The 19,314-nt window shown below is 61.4% G+C and carries 15 protein-coding genes; 11 read left to right on the forward strand and 4 right to left on the reverse strand.

Annotated features, from left to right (window positions below; translation table 11 throughout):
• Nucleotides 1-25: 25 nt before the first annotated feature.
• Together serA and J7380_RS16705 are read right to left on the reverse strand one after the other, a co-directional pair.
• A complete protein-coding gene (serA, locus tag J7380_RS16700) occupies nt 26-1,621 on the reverse strand; it encodes a phosphoglycerate dehydrogenase (protein ID WP_209196859.1) in 1,596 nt (531 codons plus the stop codon).
• Between the two features lie 72 nt (nt 1,622-1,693).
• The gene (locus J7380_RS16705; protein WP_209196860.1) at nt 1,694-2,848 is read right to left on the reverse strand and encodes a phosphoserine transaminase; all 1,155 of its coding nucleotides are present in this window, start codon (nt 2,846-2,848) and stop codon (nt 1,694-1,696) included.
• Nucleotides 2,849-3,133: 285 nt separating this feature from the next.
• Here J7380_RS16705 and J7380_RS16710 point away from each other — a divergent pair, with 285 nt between their 5' ends.
• The 8 genes from J7380_RS16710 (at nt 3,134) to J7380_RS16745 (ending at nt 14,785) form a co-directional block, all read left to right on the forward strand.
• On the forward strand, nt 3,134-3,718 hold the full coding sequence (locus J7380_RS16710; protein ID WP_170355467.1) for an ANTAR domain-containing protein: 585 nt from the start codon (nt 3,134-3,136) through the stop codon (nt 3,716-3,718).
• Nucleotides 3,715-4,887, forward strand: a complete 1,173-nt coding sequence (locus J7380_RS16715) for a CmpA/NrtA family ABC transporter substrate-binding protein (RefSeq protein ID WP_209196861.1) — start codon at nt 3,715-3,717, stop codon at nt 4,885-4,887. Before J7380_RS16710 ends, J7380_RS16715 begins: the two co-directional genes overlap by 4 nt.
• 271 nt (nt 4,888-5,158) lie before the next feature.
• Nucleotides 5,159-6,526, forward strand: a complete 1,368-nt coding sequence (locus tag J7380_RS16720; RefSeq protein WP_209196862.1) for a CmpA/NrtA family ABC transporter substrate-binding protein — start codon at nt 5,159-5,161, stop codon at nt 6,524-6,526.
• A 94-nt stretch (nt 6,527-6,620) separates the two neighbouring features.
• A complete protein-coding gene (locus J7380_RS16725; RefSeq protein ID WP_209196863.1) occupies nt 6,621-7,706 on the forward strand; it encodes an ABC transporter permease in 1,086 nt (361 codons plus the stop codon).
• Between the two features lie 5 nt (nt 7,707-7,711).
• Nucleotides 7,712-9,397 (forward strand): ABC transporter ATP-binding protein, encoded by a 1,686-nt coding sequence (locus J7380_RS16730; RefSeq protein ID WP_209196864.1) that lies wholly within the window; start codon nt 7,712-7,714, stop codon nt 9,395-9,397.
• A gap of 5 nt (nt 9,398-9,402) precedes the next feature.
• Nucleotides 9,403-11,835, forward strand: a complete 2,433-nt coding sequence (gene nirB, locus J7380_RS16735; protein WP_209196865.1) for a nitrite reductase large subunit NirB — start codon at nt 9,403-9,405, stop codon at nt 11,833-11,835.
• Nucleotides 11,832-12,164 (forward strand): nitrite reductase small subunit NirD, encoded by a 333-nt coding sequence (nirD, locus tag J7380_RS16740; RefSeq protein ID WP_170754709.1) that lies wholly within the window; start codon nt 11,832-11,834, stop codon nt 12,162-12,164. The genes nirB and nirD overlap by 4 nt, the downstream gene beginning before the upstream one ends.
• Complete coding sequence (locus tag J7380_RS16745; RefSeq protein ID WP_209196866.1) at nt 12,161-14,785, forward strand: nitrate reductase; 2,625 nt, start codon at nt 12,161-12,163, stop codon at nt 14,783-14,785. Before nirD ends, J7380_RS16745 begins: the two co-directional genes overlap by 4 nt.
• A 2-nt stretch (nt 14,786-14,787) precedes the next feature.
• Here J7380_RS16745 and J7380_RS16750 read toward each other — a convergent pair whose 3' ends face one another.
• Nucleotides 14,788-15,879, reverse strand: a complete 1,092-nt coding sequence (locus tag J7380_RS16750; protein ID WP_209196867.1) for a Gfo/Idh/MocA family oxidoreductase — start codon at nt 15,877-15,879, stop codon at nt 14,788-14,790.
• A gap of 12 nt (nt 15,880-15,891) precedes the next feature.
• The gene (locus J7380_RS16755) at nt 15,892-16,602 is read right to left on the reverse strand and encodes a GntR family transcriptional regulator (protein ID WP_209196868.1); all 711 of its coding nucleotides are present in this window, start codon (nt 16,600-16,602) and stop codon (nt 15,892-15,894) included.
• 108 nt (nt 16,603-16,710) lie between these two features.
• Between J7380_RS16755 and J7380_RS16760 the strand changes: the two genes are divergently transcribed.
• Genes J7380_RS16760 through J7380_RS16770 form a run of 3 tightly spaced genes read left to right on the forward strand, consistent with a single transcriptional unit; the run spans nt 16,711 to nt 19,270 of the window.
• Complete coding sequence (locus J7380_RS16760; RefSeq protein WP_209196869.1) at nt 16,711-17,865, forward strand: LLM class flavin-dependent oxidoreductase; 1,155 nt, start codon at nt 16,711-16,713, stop codon at nt 17,863-17,865.
• Nucleotides 17,865-18,755: an aldo/keto reductase gene (locus tag J7380_RS16765; protein WP_209196870.1), complete on the forward strand. Its 891-nt coding sequence runs from the start codon at nt 17,865-17,867 to the stop codon at nt 18,753-18,755. The genes J7380_RS16760 and J7380_RS16765 overlap by 1 nt, the downstream gene beginning before the upstream one ends.
• Nucleotides 18,755-19,270 carry a flavin reductase family protein gene (locus tag J7380_RS16770; protein WP_209196871.1) on the forward strand — a complete coding sequence of 172 codons (516 nt, stop codon included), beginning with the start codon at nt 18,755-18,757 and terminating at the stop codon, nt 19,268-19,270. The genes J7380_RS16765 and J7380_RS16770 overlap by 1 nt, the downstream gene beginning before the upstream one ends.
• The last annotated feature ends 44 nt before the right edge of the window (nt 19,271-19,314 follow it).

Consider the following 19,314-nt stretch of genomic DNA (forward strand, 5'->3'; position numbering starts at 1 on the left):
TGTCTCAGAAATTCAACACTGCCCGTTAGACTACGTCGAATTCCAGCGGTTTGATTTGCGTGAACAACCCTGTCTCAGCCAGTTTGGCTCGAGCCTCTGCTGGAACGGGTTCATCCACATAAAGCAGCGCGATCGCCTCGCCGCCGGCCTCAGACCGACCAAGGGTAAAGTTCGCGATATTCACGTCATTCTCGCCCATGGTCTGACCCAGCGCACCAATGATGCCCGGCACGTCTTCGTTGGTGGTATAGAGCATATGCGCCCCGACCTCGGCGTCGATATTGATGCCCTTGATCTGGATGAAACGCGGCTTGCCATCGCTGAACACCGTGCCACCGATCGAACGCTCCCGCTTGTCCGTCACCACGGTGACCTTGATATAGCCTTCGAACGCGCCGGATTTGTCCTGATTGGTGGTCGAGATATTGATCCCACGCTCTTTCGCGATCACGGGCGCAGACACCATGTTCACATCAGGATTGACCTTTTTCATGATCCCCGCAACGGCAGCACAATTCAGCGCAGCCAGGTTCATCTCGGCTGCGACCCCATCATAAAGGATGTTGATCGCCTTGATCGGCTCATCCGTCATCTGGCCGATAAAGCTGCCCAGATGACCGGCCAGCTTGATCCACGGCCCCATGACCTTGGCCTCTTCGGCGGTCACGCTGGGCATGTTCAGCGCGTTCTCAACCGCCCCGGTCAGCAAGTAGTTCGAGATCTGCTCGGCCACTTGCAGGGCAACGTTTTCCTGCGCCTCGGTCGTGGCCGCACCCAGATGCGGCGTGCAGACGACGTTGGGCAGGTTGAACAGAGCGTTTTCCTTGGCCGGCTCCTCGCTGAACACGTCAAAGGCCGCACCGGCCACATGGCCTGATTGCAGCATCTCGGCCAGCGCGTCTTCATCGACCAGACCGCCACGGGCACAGTTGACGATGCGCACGCCCGGCTTGGTTTTCGCCAGATTCTCGCGGCTCAGGATGTTGCGGGTCTGATCGGTCAGCGGCACGTGCAGGGTGATGAAATCGGCGCGGGCCAGCAGATCGTCCAACTCGACCTTTTCGACGCCCATCTTGGCGGCTTTCTCTTCGCTCAGGAACGGGTCATAGGCCATGACCTTCATCTTCAGGCCCAGCGCGCGCTCGCAAACGATGCCGCCGATATTGCCTGCACCAATGACGCCGAGGGTCTTGTTGGTCAGCTCAATCCCCATGAATTTGGACTTTTCCCACTTACCCGCATGGGTCGAGGTGCTGGCCTCGGGGATTTGCCGCGCCACGGCGAACATCATTGCAATGGCATGTTCGGCGGTGGTGATCATGTTGCCAAACGGCGTGTTCATCACGATCACGCCCTTTTTGCTGGCCGCTTCCTTGTCGACATTGTCGGTGCCGATCCCGGCGCGACCGATGACTTTCAGATTGTCGGCTTTCTCCAACAGGGTCGGCGTGACCTTTGTGGCGGAACGGATCGCAAGGCCGTCATACTGGCCGATCAGTTCGGCCAGCTTGTCTTTGTCCTTGCCCAGATCGGGCATGAAATCCACGTCGATGCCGCGATCGCGAAAGATCTGCACGGCGGTTTCACTGAGCTTGTCAGATACGAGTACTTTGGGGGCCATATCTCTGGTCCTTGAATTTTGGGGAAAGGTCCGGGCCACAGGCGGGCCCGGATATTTCGTCGAAAAATCTTGTCAGGCGGCGGCCGTTTGCGCGGCGATCTCGGCCTCAAAGGCCCAGGCCAGCCAGGGCAGCATGGCCTGAATATCCGCGGTCTCAACCGTGCCGCCGCACCAGATGCGCAGGCCGGCAGGCGCGTCGCGATAGGCACCGATATCCAGCGCGATGTTCTCGGCCTCCAGCCGTTTGGCCACGGCCTTGGCAAATGTCGCGCCATCCTGAATGCGCGGATCGGTGAATTTGAGGCACACAGACGTGTTCGATTGCGTCGCCGCATCCTCGGCCAGATTGGCGATCCAGTCATTCTGATCACAAAACGCATGCACCGCACCGGCATTGGCATCGGCGCGGGCGATCAGCCCCTGCAGCCCACCAACCGAGCGCGCCCAGTCCAGAGCGAACAGATAATCCTCAACCGCCAGCATCGAGGGCGTGTTGATCGTGGCCCCGGTGAAAATACCGTCGATCAGCTTGCCGCCTTTGGTCAGACGGAAAATCTTGGGTAGCGGCCATGCGGGGGTGTAACTTTCCAGCCGTTCCACCGCGCGCGGGCTAAGGATCAGCATGCCATGCGCGGCCTCACCACCCAGCACCTTTTGCCAGCTGAACGTAGTCACATCCAGCTTGTCCCACGGCAGGTCCATCGCAAAGGCAGCCGAAGTCGCATCACAGATCGTCAGACCCTGACGGTCATCCGCGATCCAGTCGCCGTTAGGCACCCGCACGCCCGAGGTCGTGCCGTTCCACGTAAACACCACGTCATTGGCGAAATCGACCGAGGCCAGATCGACGATCTGTCCGTAGTCGGCAGTCTTCACCTCGGCGTCGATCTTCAGCTGTTTGACCACATCGGTGACCCAACCGGCACCAAAGCTTTCCCAGGCCAGCATCTCGACCTTGCGTTCGCCCACCAGCGACCACAGCGCCATCTCGACCGCGCCAGTGTCCGAGGCGGGAACGATGCCGATCTTGTAATCCGCCGGGATGCCCAGAACCTCACGCGTGCCTTCGATGGCCGCTTTCAGCTTGTCCTTGCCCACGGCAGCGCGGTGAGACCGGCCCAGCGCGGCGTCGGCCAGCTTGTTCAGCTCAAATGTGGGGGGTTTGGCGCAGGGGCCAGAGGAAAAACGCGGATTCGCCGGCCGCGTCGCCGGTGTATTGGTGCTCATGTGTATTACCCTTCCAGATACACGCCCCTCGTTGGGGAGGGGTGTCCCGCCGCCACACCTAGAAACCCCTCGGCAGTGCAGCAAGCAGAAAAGACGTTTGAATGCCGAAAAACGACATCACTTTTCACCCCACACACGGTCATAGGTTTCCGATAGGCGAAAAGATTTGCGCGCCATGAACATTCACGCGGCGGGGTTGACTGTTTTTTAGGCACTCAGTCTCGCGTCCCGACGGAAAAGCCACCGAACTCTTGAGATCGCGCAGCCCCCCGGTGAAAAGGTGCCATGCCAGACACCCTGACCATTGTCGTAGTAGAAGAAGACCGCGAGCGTGCAATTGCCATCGTTGATGCCCTTCGGGCGTCCGGGGCTTATGATGTGCACGTGATCGGCAACGTCTCGAGTCTTGCGCGCAAGATCGCCGCCTTGATTCCGGATGTGGTGCTGATCGACATCGACAACCCGACCCGTGACATGCTTGAGGAACTGACGCTTGCCTCCGGCCCACTGGAACGGCCCGTGGCCATGTTCGTCTCGGGCGCCGCGGGAGATTTAGCGTCAACCGCGATCGAGGCCGGGCTGTCGGCCTATGTGGTCGACGGGATGCAGCCCGATCGGCTGAAACCAGTGCTGGATGCGGCCATCGCGCGGTTCCAGATCGTGCGCCAGATGCGCCGCGAACTGGCCGAGACCAAACGTGCGCTGGAAGAACGCAAGGTGATTGACCGCGCCAAGGGCCTGCTGATGAAGGCGCGCGGGGTTGAAGAAGAAGAGGCTTACGCCCTGCTGCGCAAGGCCGCGATGGATCAGGGCCGACGCGTCGCCGACGTGGCCGAGGCGCTGGTCACGGCCTCGGGGCTGTTGTCATGAACGCTGTCACCCTGCCCGTTGCCTATGTTCCGCTGGTGGACGCCGCCCCCTTGATCGTGGCGCATGAGATGGGCCTGGCCCGCGCCGAAGGGGTCGAGCTGGACCTGATCGCCGCGCCCTCATGGTCGTCGGTGCGCGATATGCTGGCCTTTGGACGGGTGGATGCGGCACACCTGCTGTCACCGGTCCCTGTTGCCATGGCCTTGGGGCTGGGCGGGGTGACACAACCCTTGTCCGCCGTATCAGTCCTGTCAGTGAATGGCGACGTGATTGGCGTCAGCCGCGCTTTGGAAACCCGCCTGCGCGACGCAGGCTATGAGTTCGACTTCCGCGATCCGTTCAAGGCCGCCGCTGCGCTGGCCTCAGTCGCCGATGGACCCTTGGTCTTTGGCGTGCCCTTCCCGTTTTCGCTGCATGTGGAACTGTTGCATTGCTGGCTTGAGGCCACCGAACTGTCCAAGATCGGGGTCGAGGTGCGCACCATCCCGCCGCCGCTGATGGCGCAGGCTTTGGCCGAGGGCGATGTGGATGCGTTCTGCGTGGGCGAACCCTGGGGTTCGGTCGCTGTGGAATCACAGGCGGGTGCTTTGTTACTGCCCGGTCAGGCGATCTGGTCCTTTGCGCCGGAAAAGGTGCTGGCCGTGCGCACCGACTGGGCGGATACCGAGCCGCACCTGCTGGGCAAGCTGATGCGTGCCGTCTGGCGCGCTGGACGCTGGCTGGGCCAACCCGGCAGCCACACCGCCGCCGCCGAAATCCTTGCACGAGACACCTATCTGAACCTGCCTTCGGAACTGATCGACCGGGCGCTCTCGGGGCGCTTTACCATCACAGGCCACGCCGAACAGCGCGAGGTGCCGGGATTTGTCGAATTCCACGACGGGGCCGCGAATTTCCCGTGGCGCAGTCAGGCCAAGTGGATCGCCCACCGCCTGGCCCATCGGTATGATCTGGACCCGCATCTGGCGCTGGCCCAAGCGGGCAGCGTGTTTCGCAGCGATATCTACCGCGATCAGATGGCAGGATTAGGAGCCGATCTGCCCGGTGCTTCGGAAAAGCTGGAGGGCGCGATTCGCGAAACAACGCCCGTTGCCTCCCATAACGGGCAGCTGTCGCTAAAGCGGGATGCGTTCTTGGATGGGCGCATTTTTGACCCTCAGGATATCTGACGCCCAAGAATTAAGCAGACACGCGCGCAGCACCGCGCGATTGCAGCATTTAACGCCGCGTTGCAGCAAAATCGCTTGATCGGCAACGGCGCATTTACCACTCTGAACCCATCGGCACGCAAAGGCGTGTGCCGCAAGAATTCCTCCCAAAGTTTGGGAACGACTGAGCAAAGCCGCTCACTCTCTGGTCACCTCCTCCCGGCCAGAGCGTGCAGCGGCTTTTGTTTTTTACCCACCCGGTTGACCGGGACCAAGAAAGGGACAGACCCACATGAAGAAATTGCTTGCAGGCCTTGTCGCCACCACCGCCCTGATCAGCCCCGCGTTGGCAGAAACGCTGGAGCTGGAGAAGGACGAGCTGACCTTTGGCTTTATCAAACTGACGGACATGGCCCCGCTGGCCGTGGCCTATGAGAACGGGTATTTTCTGGATGAGGGCCTGTTCGTCACGCTCGAAGCGCAGGCCAACTGGAAAGTACTGCTGGACGGTGTGATCGACGGACAGTTGGACGGCGCGCACATGCTGGCCGGTCAGCCGCTGGCTGCAACCATCGGCTACGGCACCGAAGCGCATATCATCACCCCCTTCTCGATGGACCTGAACGGCAACGGCATCACCGTGTCGAACGAGGTCTGGGAAGAGATGAAGCCCAACATCCCGAAAATGGACGATGGCCGCCCGCAGCACCCGATTTCGGCCGAGGCTCTGGCGCCGGTGGTCGAGAAATACAAATCCGAAGGCAAGCCCTTTAACATGGGCATGGTTTTCCCGGTTTCGACCCACAACTACGAACTGCGCTACTGGCTGGCGGCGGGTGGCCTGCACCCCGGATACTACAGCCCCGAGAACGTGACTGGCCAGATCGGCGCGGATGTGTTCCTGTCGGTGACGCCTCCGCCGCAGATGCCGGCCACGTTGGAAGCGGGCACCATCTATGGCTATTGCGTAGGTGAGCCGTGGAACCAGCAGGCCGTGTTCAAAGGCATCGGCGTGCCGGTCATCACCGATTATGAGCTGTGGAAGAACAACCCCGAAAAAGTCTTTGGCATCAATGCCGAGTTCGCCGAGCAGTACCCCAACACCACCCGCGCCGTCACCAAAGCCCTGATCCGCGCTGCGATGTGGCTGGATGAAAACGACAACGCCAACCGCCCCGCTGCGGTCGAGATGCTGAGCCAGCCGGAATATGTGGGTGCTGATTACGACGTGATCGCGAACTCGATGACCGGCACGTTCGAATATGAAAAGGGCGACAAGCGTGAAGTGCCCGATTTCAACGTGTTCTTCCGCTATAACGCGACCTACCCGTTCTATTCGGACGCCATCTGGTACCTGACCCAGATGCGCCGCTGGGGCCAGATCGCCGAACCGCAGACCGACGCGTGGTATGACGAGGTCGCCAAGTCCGTCTATCGCCCGGACATCTATCTGGACGCCGCCCGGATGCTGGTGGACGAAGGTCTGGCGAATGAGGCCGACTTCCCCTGGGACAGCGACGGCTACAAGGCTCCCACGCCCGCCGAGGATATCATCGACGGCATTCCCTATGACGCCCGCCAGCCCAACGCCTATCTGCAAAGCCTGCCGATTGGCCTGAAAGGCGAGCAGGTCGTCGTTGGCACCGAAGTACAGGGCTAACCCCCTCGGCCCCGGCCCAATTGGCCGGGGTCTCCCTCCGAAACAGAATTTCACCCCCGCCCGGCGCTGAACGTCCGGGCCAGGAGACCGCAAGATGACAGCCATCGACCACGATACGCTATCCGCTGATGCTGAACGCGAGGCCCGCCGCGCCCGCCTGTTCACTCGGATCAACGCCGCCGACAAATGGTTTCAGGTTTTGGGCCTGGCCTGGATCACCCCCATCCTGAAGGCCGGTGCAGGTGACAACCCACGCGCCCAGATGGGCGAAATCTGGCGCCTGCTGGTGGTGCCGCTGCTGGCCATCTTCGCCTTCCTTCTGATGTGGGGCACGTTGGCCCCCAAGGTGCAGACCTCGCTGGGCGCAGTCCCCGGACCGGCGCAGGTTTGGTCCGAGGCTGTCAGCCTGCATCAGGACGCGCAGGCCAAGGCCGCCAAAAAGGCCAAGTTCGAAGCGATGGTTGAAAAGCGCAACCAGAAGTTCATCAACGCAGGTCAGCCCGAAAAAGTCAAAGAGGTCGCCTATACCGGCGCGCCAAGCTACTACAACCAGATATGGACCTCGATCAAAACCGTGTTCTTCGGCTTTCTGATCGCCACTATCGTCGCGGTTCCGCTGGGCATCGCTGCGGGCCTATCGCCCACCGCAAATGCGGCGCTGAATCCGCTGATCCAGATTTTCAAACCGGTCTCGCCGCTGGCCTGGCTGCCGATTGTGACCATGATCGTCTCGGCCGTTTACGTCACCAATGACGGTTGGTTCGCGAAATCCTTCCTGATCTCGGCCATCACCGTGACGCTGTGTTCGCTGTGGCCAACGCTGATCAACACCTCGCTGGGGGTCGCGTCGATCGACAAAGACTTGGTGAACGTCTCCAAGGTTCTGAAAATGAACACCTACACCAAGATCACCAAGCTGGTGCTGCCTTCAGCTCTGCCGCTGATCTTTACCGGCCTGCGTCTGTCGCTGGGCGTCGGTTGGATGGTCCTGATCGCGGCTGAGATGCTGGCGCAGAACCCCGGTCTGGGCAAGTTCGTGTGGGACGAGTTCCAGAACGGCTCCTCCAGCTCGCTCGCCAAGATCATGGTGGCTGTCTTCACCATCGGCATCATCGGCTTCCTGCTGGACCGCGTGATGTATGCGCTGCAGTCGCTGTTTACCTTCTCGAACAACCGGTGACCCATATGGCTGTGATCGACTTCAAGAATGTCAGCAAGTCTTTTGGCACCGGCACCGCTGCGACGGATGTGCTGAAAGACATCAACCTCTCGGTTCAGGAAGGTGAATTCGTGGTACTGCTGGGCTTTTCCGGTACCGGCAAGACCACGCTGATCAACCTGATGGCGGGGATCGAGTTTCCCACCAAAGGCTGCGTCTCCTTTCGCGACAAAGCCATCACCGGCCCCGCGCCCGAACGGGGGGTGATCTTTCAGAACTACTCGCTGATGCCGTGGCTGACGGTGACGGGCAATGTGCGGCTGGCCGTGGACGCGGTTTTCCCCAAGATGCCCAAGGCCGAGAAAGAGGAAAAGGTTGCACACTACATCCGCATGGTCGGCCTGAGCCACGCCGCCGGTCGCCGCCCCGCCGAATTGTCCGGCGGGATGCGCCAGCGGGTGAACGTGGCCCGTGCTCTGGCCATGGACCCCGAGGTTCTGCTGCTGGACGAACCCCTTTCGGCGCTGGACGCGCTGACCCGGGGCAATCTGGCGGAAGAGATCGAAAAGATCTGGGAAGAGAACCGCAAGACTTGTGTCCTGATCACCAATGACGTGGACGAGGCGATCCTGCTGGCCGACCGTATCATCCCGCTGAACCCCGATGGCACGCTGGGGACCGAGTTCAAGGTCTCGATCCCCCGCCCTCGTGATCGGTCCGCCATGAACCATGATGAGACGTTCAAGGCGCTGCGTGGCGAGGTCACGAAATACCTGATGGATGTGGGGATCGAGGCCAAGGTCGAAGGCACCAAGACCCTGCCCGACGTCACCCCGATCCACGGTGTCCCGGCAGCGGTGAAAGAGGCGCAATCAGGTCTGATCGAAGACCGCTATCTGGATTTCAGCCAGTTGCACAAGGTCTATCCCACGCCCAAAGGCCCGCTGACCGTGGTCGAGGATTTCAACCTCAAGCTCAACCGGGGCGAATTCATCTCGCTGATCGGTCACTCGGGCTGTGGCAAGTCCACGGTGCTGACCATGGCCGCCGGTCTGAACGAAATCTCCAAGGGTGCGATCAAGCTGGATGGCCGCCACGTCGAAGGCGCGGACCCGGAACGCGCCGTGGTGTTCCAGTCGCCTTCGCTGTTCCCTTGGCTGACCGCCAAAGAAAACGTCTCGGTCGGTGTGGACCGCGTCTATCCGCGCGCCAGCCAGGCCGAGCGGCAGGATGTGGTGGAATATTACCTTGAACGGGTCGGTTTGGCTGACGCGATGGACAAATCCGCCGCTGATATGTCGAACGGGATGCGCCAACGTGTGGGCATCGCCCGCGCCTTTGCCCTGTCGCCGAAACTGTTGCTGCTGGATGAGCCCTTCGGGATGCTCGACAGCCTCACCCGGTGGGAACTGCAGGAGGTTCTGATGGAGGTCTGGTCGCGGACCAAAGTCACCACCATCTGCGTGACGCATGATGTGGACGAGGCGATCCTTCTGGCCGACCGCGTGGTCATGATGACCAACGGCCCACAGGCCACAATCGGCAAGATCACCAATGTCGACCTGCCGCGCCCGCGTACCCGCAAGGCGCTGCTGGCCCACCCTGATTACTATGAATACCGGCAAGAGGTTTTGGATTTCCTTGAGGAATACGAACACGGGGCCAAACCCAAGCCCAAATCCCCTGCCCCCAAAGCCATCGCTGCGGAGTGACTGACATGAAACAGAAACTGGTAGTCATCGGAGCCGGCATGGCCTCGGGCCGGGTGCTGGAGCACCTGACCGACGCAGCCCCCGATGCGTTCGACATCACCCTGTTCAACGCCGAGCCGCGCGGGAACTACAACCGCATCATGTTGAGCCCGGTTCTGGCAGGCGATCAGACCTATGAAGAGATCGTCACCCATGACGACGCCTGGTACGCCAAGCGTGGCATCACCTGCCGGTTTGGTGAGAAAGTCACCGAAATTGACCGCACCGCCAAGGTTGTGCGCGGCGAAAATGGCGATGTGGCCTATGACAAGCTGATCTTCGGCACCGGGTCGAACCCGTTCATGATCCCGATGCCGGGGCATGATCTGGACGGCGTGATCGCCTATCGCGATCTGGAAGACACCGAACAGATGATGGGCATGGGCGCGGGCAACAAGGTCGTCGTGATCGGCGGCGGCTTGCTGGGGCTTGAGGCCGCCGCAGGCATGGCCGCACGCGGGGCCGAGGTGACCGTGGTGCATATCGTGGGTCACCTGATGGAGCGTCAGCTGGACCCTGCCGCAGGGTATCTGCTCAAGAAATCGCTGGAAGAAAAAGGCATCACGGTTCTGCTGAATGCCAAATCGACCGAGATCGCAGGCAAGGATGGCAAGGCCCGGGCGCTGCTGTTGGAGGACGGCTCTGAACTTCCCTGCGACCTGCTGGTGATGGCAGTGGGCATCCGCCCCAACACCGCGCTGGCGCAGGAAACGGGCCTTGCCGTGGGTCGGGGCATCCATGTGGACGATCAGATGATCACCTCGGACGCCGATATCTTCGCCGTTGGCGAATGCGTCGAACATCAGGGCGAGGTCTTTGGCCTTGTCGCGCCGCTTTACGATCAGGCGAAAGTGCTGGCCCAGACCCTGCTGGGCGAGGATGCGGCGTTCAAACAGCGCTCGCTCTCGACCAAACTGAAGGTCACCGGCTGCGATCTGTTCAGCGCAGGCGACTTTGCCGAGGGCGAGACCCGCGAGGACATCGTGTTCCGAGACCCCGCGCGCGGCGTCTATAAACGGCTGGTGCTGGAAGGTGACAAGCTGGTCGGCGCGGTCATGTATGGCGACACCGGCGACAGCAACTGGTTCTATGGCCTGATCCGCGATGGCGAGGACGTGTCCGAGATGCGCGAGACGCTGATCTTCGGCCCGGCCTATCAGGGGGGCGGCTCTGCGGACCCTCTCTCAGCCGTTGCAGCATTGCCGCCTGAGGCGGAAATCTGCGGCTGCAACGGCGTTTGCAAATCCGACATCACCGCTGCCATTGCAGATGGCGCAACCGATCTGGGCGCGATCCGGGCGACCACCAAGGCCAGTGCCTCTTGCGGGACGTGCACCGGACTGGTCGAGCAATTGCTGCAGGTCACACTGGGCGATGACTTCCAGATGCCCACTGCTCAGCCGATCTGCGGCTGCTGTGACCTGACCCACGAAGACGTTCGCCGCCTGATCAAATCGCAGGAGTTGAAAAGTCAGGAGGCCGTCTGGCAGGAGCTTGGTTGGAAAACCCTGAACGGTTGCCATGTCTGCCGCCCGGCTGTGAACTATTACCTGCTGGCCGACTGGCCGGTGGAATATCAGGACGATCCACAAAGCCATTTCGTCAACGAACGCAAACACGCCAACATCCAGAAGGACGGCACGTTCAGCGTCGTGCCCCGTATGTGGGGCGGCATCACCAACCCGGCGGAACTGCGGGCCATTGCTGACGCGGCCGAGAAATACGATGTGCCCACGGTCAAAGTCACCGGCGGTCAGCGCATCGACCTCCTGGGCGTGAAAGGGTCCGACCTGCCCTATATCTGGTCCGATCTGAACAAGGCCGGGCTGGTCTCGGGCCACGCGTATTCCAAGGGTTTGCGCACGGTGAAAACCTGTGTCGGCACCGATCACTGCCGGTTCGGGACGCAGGACAGCACCGGCCTCGGCGTGAAGCTTGAAAAAATCCTGTGGGGTTCTTGGACACCGCACAAGCTGAAGCTGGCGGTCTCGGGCTGCCCGCGCAACTGCGCCGAGGCGACCTGCAAGGATATCGGTGTGGTCTGCGTGGACTCAGGGTTCCAGATCAGCATCGGCGGCGCGGCGGGCATGGACGTCAAGGAAACCGAACTACTGGTGCAGGTCCCCACCGAAGACGAAGCGATTGAGGTCGTGATGGCCGTCACCCAGGCCTATCGCGAGGGCGGCAAGTATCTGGACCGTCTGTATAAATGGATGGCGAAGGTCGGCCTCGACTGGATCAAGGAAACCGTGGTGGATGACCTCGACAACCGGCGCGCGCTGGTTGAGCGGTTTGAACTCAGCCAATCCATCTATCGCAAAGACCCATGGGCCGAGCAGGCCAAAGAGGCCCCGCGCTTTGCGCCCATGGCCGATCTGACATTGGAGGCCGCAGAATGAGCTGGATCGACATCGGACATATCGACGACATCCCCCTGCGCGGCGCGCGCGTGGTGAAAACGCCCGTGGGCTGCATCGCCCTGTTCCGCACCGCCAAGGATGAGGTCTTTGCCGCATCCGACACCTGCCCCCATAAGGGCGGTCCTCTGTCCGAAGGCATCGTGCACGGCCAGTCCGTCACCTGCCCGCTGCACAACTGGGTGTTCGACCTGAACTCAGGTCAGGCCCAAGGCGCGGATGAAGGCCAGATCGCTACCTATCCAGTGCAGTTGGACGGCGAGCGTATCCTGCTCGACAGCACCTCCTTGGGGCAAAGGAGCGCCGCGTGAAAGACCTGAGTGCCTGTGCCACGCGCTCGACCTGTCCTTATTGCGGGGTGGGTTGCGGTATTTTGCTGCAGCCGGATGGCGCGGGTGGCCTGACCGTCACCGGTGACCCGGATCACCCGGCCAATCAGGGGCGGCTGTGTTCCAAAGGCTCGGCTTTGGCCGAAACGGTGGGTCTGTCGCAACGGCTGTTGTCGCCCGTGGTTGCGGGCGAAGAGACCGGCTGGGACGACGCGCTGCAACGGGTCGCCGACCGGTTTCGCGAGACCATAGCAGAACACGGGCCGGATTCGGTCGCCTTTTATGTCTCGGGCCAGTTGCTGACCGAGGATTACTATGTCGCCAACAAGCTGATGAAAGGCTTCATCGGCTCGGCCAATATCGACACGAATTCGCGGCTGTGCATGGCCTCGACGGTCGCCGGCCACAAACGCGCCTTTGGCACCGACACCGTGCCCGGCACCTATGAGGATCTGGACGAGGCCGATCTGGTCGTGCTGGTCGGGTCCAATCTGGCCTGGTGCCACCCGGTTCTGTATCAGCGCCTGATGGCGGCGCGGCAGGCGCGCGGCACCAGGATCATCGTGATCGACCCGCGCCGCACCGCGTCCTGTGACAGCGCCGATCTGCACCTGCCGCTGGCAGCGGGCAGCGATGTGGCCTTGTTCAACCACCTGCTGACGCAGATCGACGCCGCCGGGCTGGTGGACACCGATTTCCTGACCCACACCACCGGCATCCACGAGGCGCTGGACAGTGCGCTGGCCGATGATGTGTCGGTCACCGGGCTCAACCCCGACGATATCGAGCAGTTCTGTCAGATGTGGATGGAGACTGAAAAGGTCGTGACGATCTTCAGTCAGGGCGTGAACCAATCCAGCGCGGGCAGTGACAAGGTCAACGCCATCCTGAACTGCCATCTGGCCACGGGGCGCATCGGCAAGCCCGGCTGCGGACCTCTGTCGGTTACCGGTCAACCCAACGCGATGGGTGGGCGCGAGGTCGGCGGGCTGGCCAATATGCTCGCCTGCCATCTGGATATCGAAAACGCCGATCATCGCGCCGCCGTGCGCGATTTCTGGTCGGCCCCGACCATGCCCGAGGCCCCGGGCCTCAAGGCCGTGGACCTGTTCCGCGCCGTGGGCGACGGGCGCGTCAAGGCGCTGTGGGTGATCCATACGAACCCAGTGGTGTCGATGCCCGAGGCCGACGCGGTGCGCGACGCCATCGCGGCCTGCCCGTTCACCGTGGTCTCGGACATCACCGCGCGCACCGATACGGCGCGGCTGGCCGACGTGCTGCTGCCCGCCGCCGCCTGGGCCGAGAAAGATGGCACTGTCACCAATTCCGACCGCACGATCAGCCGCCAGCGCTCGGTCCTGCCTGCACCGGGACAAGCGCGCGCGGATTGGGACGTTCTGGCCGAGGTCGGACGGCGGATGGGCTGGCCCTCGGCCTTTGACTATCAAACACCCGGAGAGATTTTCCGCGAATACGCAACCCTGTCGGGTGTGGCCGCCAAGTTCGGGCGCGATTTCGATATCTCGGGCCTCAGCGATCTGGATGCGGCGGGGTATGACGCTCTGGAGCCGACACGCTGGCCCGTCTCGGCCACACGGCAGGGCGGACGGTTCTTTGCGGATGGGCAATTCTATCACCCCGACGGCAAGGCGCGGCTGCTGCCGGTCAAATGGCGCGCGCCTGCGGCCAAAACTGAACCGCGCTATCCGTTCTGGCTCAACACCGGGCGGCTGCGCGATCAGTGGCACACGATGACCCGTACCGGTCTGTCCGCGCGTCTGTCCGCGCACCTGCCCGAGCCGTTTTTGGACATTCATCCTGATGATGCGCACGACAATGGGATAAACTCCGCCGATCTGGTACAGGTCCGCAGCCCGCATGGAACATCCATCCTGCGGGCGCGGATCACCAGCGATGTCACGCGGGGTCAGGTCTTTGCGCCGATCCACTGGACCGGAGAAACCGCCCCTGCGGCCCGGATCGACGCCGTGGTTGCTGCGGCGACGGACCCGGTTTCGGGACAGCCCGAAAGCAAAGCGTCCGTGGTGAACGTCACCCGGTTGAACGCCAAATGGTACGGGTTTGCGGTGTCAGATCGCGAAATGCGGCCTTCGTGCGAATATTGGGCGCAGACCCCCACAAAACTCGGCTATCGCGCCGAGCTGGCCGGGTTGGATAGAATAGATGACTGGCAAATCGCCGCGGGTGATCTTTTCGGATTGCCCGAGGCACAGATAACGATCGTCGAAGACCCAGCGCGCGGCATGGCGCGGCTGGCGTTTCACGAAGACGGACGATTGGTCGCTGCCCTGTTCATTTCGCCCGAGCCTGTGGCGGTGATGCGCGACTATCTGGCGACTCTGCCACAGGTGCCCGACCTGCTTTCAGGTCGCGCACCTGCAGACCGGCCCGATCCCGGCCCGGTTCTGTGTTCCTGTTTCGACGTCGGTGTGAATACCATCCTCACCGCTATTGAGACCAAAGGACTGATGACCGTCGAAGCCATTGGCGAGGCGTTGCAGGCCGGAACGAATTGCGGTTCATGCCGCCCGGAACTGGCGAGCCTGCTGGCGTCAGCACATCAGAAAGAGGCCGCTCAGTAGTTCTAGAACCGAACCGCCTCTCCGGTCTCCAGCGCCTTTTGCGCGGCGAGACCCATGCGCACAGCCCACATCCCGTCCTGCAGAGTCACCTCGGGGGCGGGTTTGTCGCCCCGCAGGACGGCTAGGAACCCTTGATGCTGATAGAAAGTAGACCCGTTATGGTCACCTGCGGCCAATAGCGTTGGATCGACCGGGATATCCTTGGCAACCGGACCTTTGGGATGGCGCGGGCTGACGATCAGTTGCGGCACCGGTGCATCACCAAGATGCTCGGGCCAGAAGCGGCCCGGTCCGGGCACCAGTGCTTCAATCTTGGCGTCTGGTCCGACGGCCGAGATCTCCTCCTGATACCGCGCGCCTTCGGCGAACATGCACAGCTCCAGCATCGCACGCGCGCCCGAGGCGAAATCGACCATGACATAGCCGTGGTCCAGAATGTCGGGTGTTTCTCCGTCATACGCCTCGTCCAAATGATTGACGGCCTGCCCTCCGCTGGCCGTCACGCGCACCGGATCCGATTGCAGGATCAGGCGCATGAGGTCGAAGAAGTGACAGCATTTCTCGACAAAAGTACCGCCCGTATTGCGGTTGAAGCGGTTCCAGTTGCCGACCTTTTCCAGAAAGGGAAAGCGGTGCTCCTTGATGGTCAGCATTTTGACGCCGCCAGTCACCTGCGCCCCTTCAATCAAGGCTGCGATGGGCGGCATATAGCGATACTCCATCGCCACCCAGATCGGATGAGGGTAGTCGCGCTGGATGGCGTCAAGCCGCGATGCATCCGCAGGATCGGTGAACAGAGGTTTCTCGACCAGCAAAGGCAAGGGTCGCACCCGCGCAATCTGTTCAATCTGATCCACGTGCAAATGATTAGGGCTGGCAATCACGATGCAATCCAGATCGCCCACGGCCAGCAGATCTTCGACCGAACCCACCATCTGCGCATCCGGCACAATCGTCTGCGCCGCTTTGACCATCGCGGCGTCGGGCTCATAAATCGCCGAGACGCGCGCGCCGTCCAGCAACGCGATATTGTGCAGGTGTTCCTGCCCCATCATGCCGCAACCGATCAGCCCGTAATGGATGGTCCGGGTCATGCGCGTTTCCTTCTACTTCAGACGTTGGACATAGGTGGCCCGATCCGGGTCGAACCACGTTTTTGAAAACTCGACCGGTTCTGGCCCCTCGGACCAACTGAACCGCTCAATATAACCGGCCATTGCGCCAGCGGGTTTGGTGAAGGTCTCGGGCGTCCACTTGGGCAGCGCACGGACCGAAACCCGATCCTCGGCCCGCGTGATCCAGAACCCAAGCTGCTGTTGGTAATAGCGATAAAGCGAATCCGACAGCAGCGTCTGATCGACCTTTCCGGCGGACTCATCCAGCCAGATTTCCTCGACCGCGATGATTGTGTCATTCAAATAGCGCATCCGGCGCACTCGCGACCCCTTGCTCGAAGTCCCGAATTCCGGCAGATCAGAGGGCTTTTCCAGATGATCGACCGACAGGATATCCGCGCGCGGCAGGCCCCCGCCCTCGGGCAGTTCCAGCCGGAACATCGCATAAACGCTGTTTTGCGTCCCGGTCTCGCGGATGTAATTGCCCGAGCCTTGGATACGTTCCAACATCCCTTTTTTCTCAAGCTCCGCCAGCGATTTTCGCAGCGTCCCGACCGAAACATTGAGGTTCGCCGCCATGTCCCGTTCGGGCGGCAAACGCTCACCATCGATCAGCCGACCCGCGGCGATGTCGCGGATCAGAAGCTCGGCGATCTGCACATAGATCGGCAGCGCGTTGGGGTTGCGGCTGTTGGCAGTCATTTTCGGGGTGCTTCACCGAGTCGCGGAAAAAATTGATACACTATTGATCTACATCAAAGTGATTGCTACGCAAGAGGAAAGTCAAAAGATGCACGGAGAACGAATCAAATGACCATCGTCCCCATCACATCCCCCGATCTGGATGCGGCCGAGGTTTCGTGGTTCGCCGCGTTGTGCTCGGACGATTATCAGTTTCTGGGTGTCCCGGATGGTGACCTGCGGTCGAGTTGGGAGCACTGCTCCGGCATCGTACGCGAGGCCGAGGCGCAAGGGTTCCGCAACATCCTGTGCCCGTCTTCCTATCAGGTCGGTCAGGACACGCTGAGTTTCGTGGCTGGCTGCGCGCCGATCACCGACCGTATCAACCTGCTGGCCGCTGTGCGTTGCGGTGAGATGCAGCCGATCATGCTGGCGCGTACAATTGCAACGCTGGATCACATGCTGCAAGGGCGGCTGACGGTGAACATCATCTCGTCCGATTTCCCCGGCGAAAAGGACGACAGCGCGTTCCGCTATCAGCGGTCCCGCGAGGTGGTCGAGATCCTCAAGCAAGCCTGGACACAGGATGAGATCAACCATGCGGGTGAGGTTTATAACTTCTCTGGCCTGACCACTGACCCGGCAAAGCCCTATCAGACCGGCGGTCCGCTGCTGTATTTCGGAGGGTATTCACCGTCCGCGTTGGACCTGTGTGGCGAGCATTGCGACGTCTACCTGATGTGGCCCGAAACCAAGGATCAACTGGCCGAGCGGATGAAGGCCGTCCACGCCGTGGCTGAAAACTACAACCGCACGCTGGATTACGGTCTGCGCGTTCACATGATCGTCCGCGATACCGAGGCTGAAGCGCAGGAATATGCGGATTACATCGTCTCGAAGCTGGATGACGAATATGGCCGTGCGATCCGGGAACGGGCGTTGGATTCGACCTCTCTGGGCGTGGCGCATCAGGCCAAGAACCGCGATCTGGCGGATGAGTATGGCTATGTCGAACCCGGCCTTTGGACCGGCGTTGGCCGCGCGCGATCCGGCTGTGGCGCGGCTTTGGTCGGGTCGACCGATCAGGTGATGTCCAAGATCGAAGAATACCAGAAGATGGGCATCCGCGCTTTCATCTTCTCAGGCTATCCTCACATGGATGAGGCCCGCCATTTCGGGGCCCGCGTCCTACCCAATCTGAAAACCTGCTCGCTGCCCGAAGAATACGGGCGCGTGCCTGCAAAGACCCCGGCGACCCCGCTGGGCAATGGAGTTCGTCGCTGATGCACCGTGTGAAACTATCCGACACGCTGGAACTGAGCCGCATTGTATATGGCATGTGGCGCATCGGGGATGACGATGACACCTCGGCCGCGCATGTCGAGGCCAAGATACAAGCCTGTCTGGATCAGGGGATCACCAGTTTCGATCAGGCGGATATCTACGGCGACTACACGGCCGAAGGCATTCTGGGTGCCGCCCTGCGCGCCAACCCGTCCCTGCGGTCAAAGATGGAGATCGTCACCAAATGCGATATCGTCGCGCCTTGCGGACGGTATTCGGACGCGAAGGTCAAGTACTACGACACGTCGCGCGCGCATATCCTGAAATCGGTCGAAACCTCTTTGGCCGAGATGGCCATCGACCACATAGACCTGTTGCTGATCCACCGTCCTGATCCGTTCATGGACCACCATGAAACCGGCGCTGCGCTGGACGAAGTGGTCGCCAGCGGCAAGGTGCGCGCAGTCGGCGTGTCGAACTTCCGTCCCTGGGACTGGAGTCTGCTGCAATCGGCGATGAAGACGCCGCTGGTCACCAACCAGATCGAGCTGTCTCTGGGTCAGATAAGCCCTTTCACCAATGGCGATCTGGCCTTTCATCAACAGCACGGCCAGCACGTTATGGCATGGTCTCCGCTGGGGGGCGGGTTGCTGATGGCCGGAAACCCTCCGGTCGGTGTCGTGGCCGATGAGATTGCAGCTGAATTCGGCGTAGATCGCGCGGCGGTGGCCGTTGCCTTCTTGCTAGCGCATCCGGCAGGAATCCTACCGGTGATGGGCACGAACAATCTGGGCCGGATCAAAACCCTTTCGGACGCATTGAAAGTAAATCTGGATCGCGAAAGCTGGTTCCGCCTGTACGAGGCGGCGCTGGGGCATGAGGTACCATGATGAACGCAATCTCAAAGGACATGACCCACACTTTCATCCCACACAAGGACGACACCCGCACCCTGCGGGACGCTTTCGGCAAGTTTGCAACCGGCGTCACCATTGTCACCTGCGACAGCGACGATGGTCCGGTCTGCATCACCGCCAACAGCTTTTCATCGCTGTCGCTGGACCCCCCGCTGGTGATGTGGGCAGGCGACCGCAATTCGCGCCGGTTCCCCTATTTCCACAAGGCACGCCATTTCAGCGTGCACGTGCTATCGTCGGAACAGGCCGATCTGTGTTTTGGCTGCTCGAAAGACGCATTCGCCCTGCGGGATATCGACCACGACCGCTGCGGGAACGGAACACCTCTGCTGCCGGATTGTCTGGCGCGGTTTGAGTGCGAACAGCACGCCTATCACGATGCAGGCGATCACGTGATCGTGGTGGGCAAAGTCCTGAAAGTCAGCATGGCGGACGGAGACGCGCTGACCTTTTACGCCGGGAAACTCGGCCAATTCGCGCAGCACTAGGCGCGATTTGACGACCGCGGGACAAACCTGCGGCTGAACAAGGG

The sequence above is a fragment of the Ruegeria sp. R8_1 genome (assembly GCF_017743815.1).
GTDB classification, from domain to species: Bacteria; Pseudomonadota; Alphaproteobacteria; order Rhodobacterales; family Rhodobacteraceae; genus Ruegeria; species Ruegeria lacuscaerulensis_A.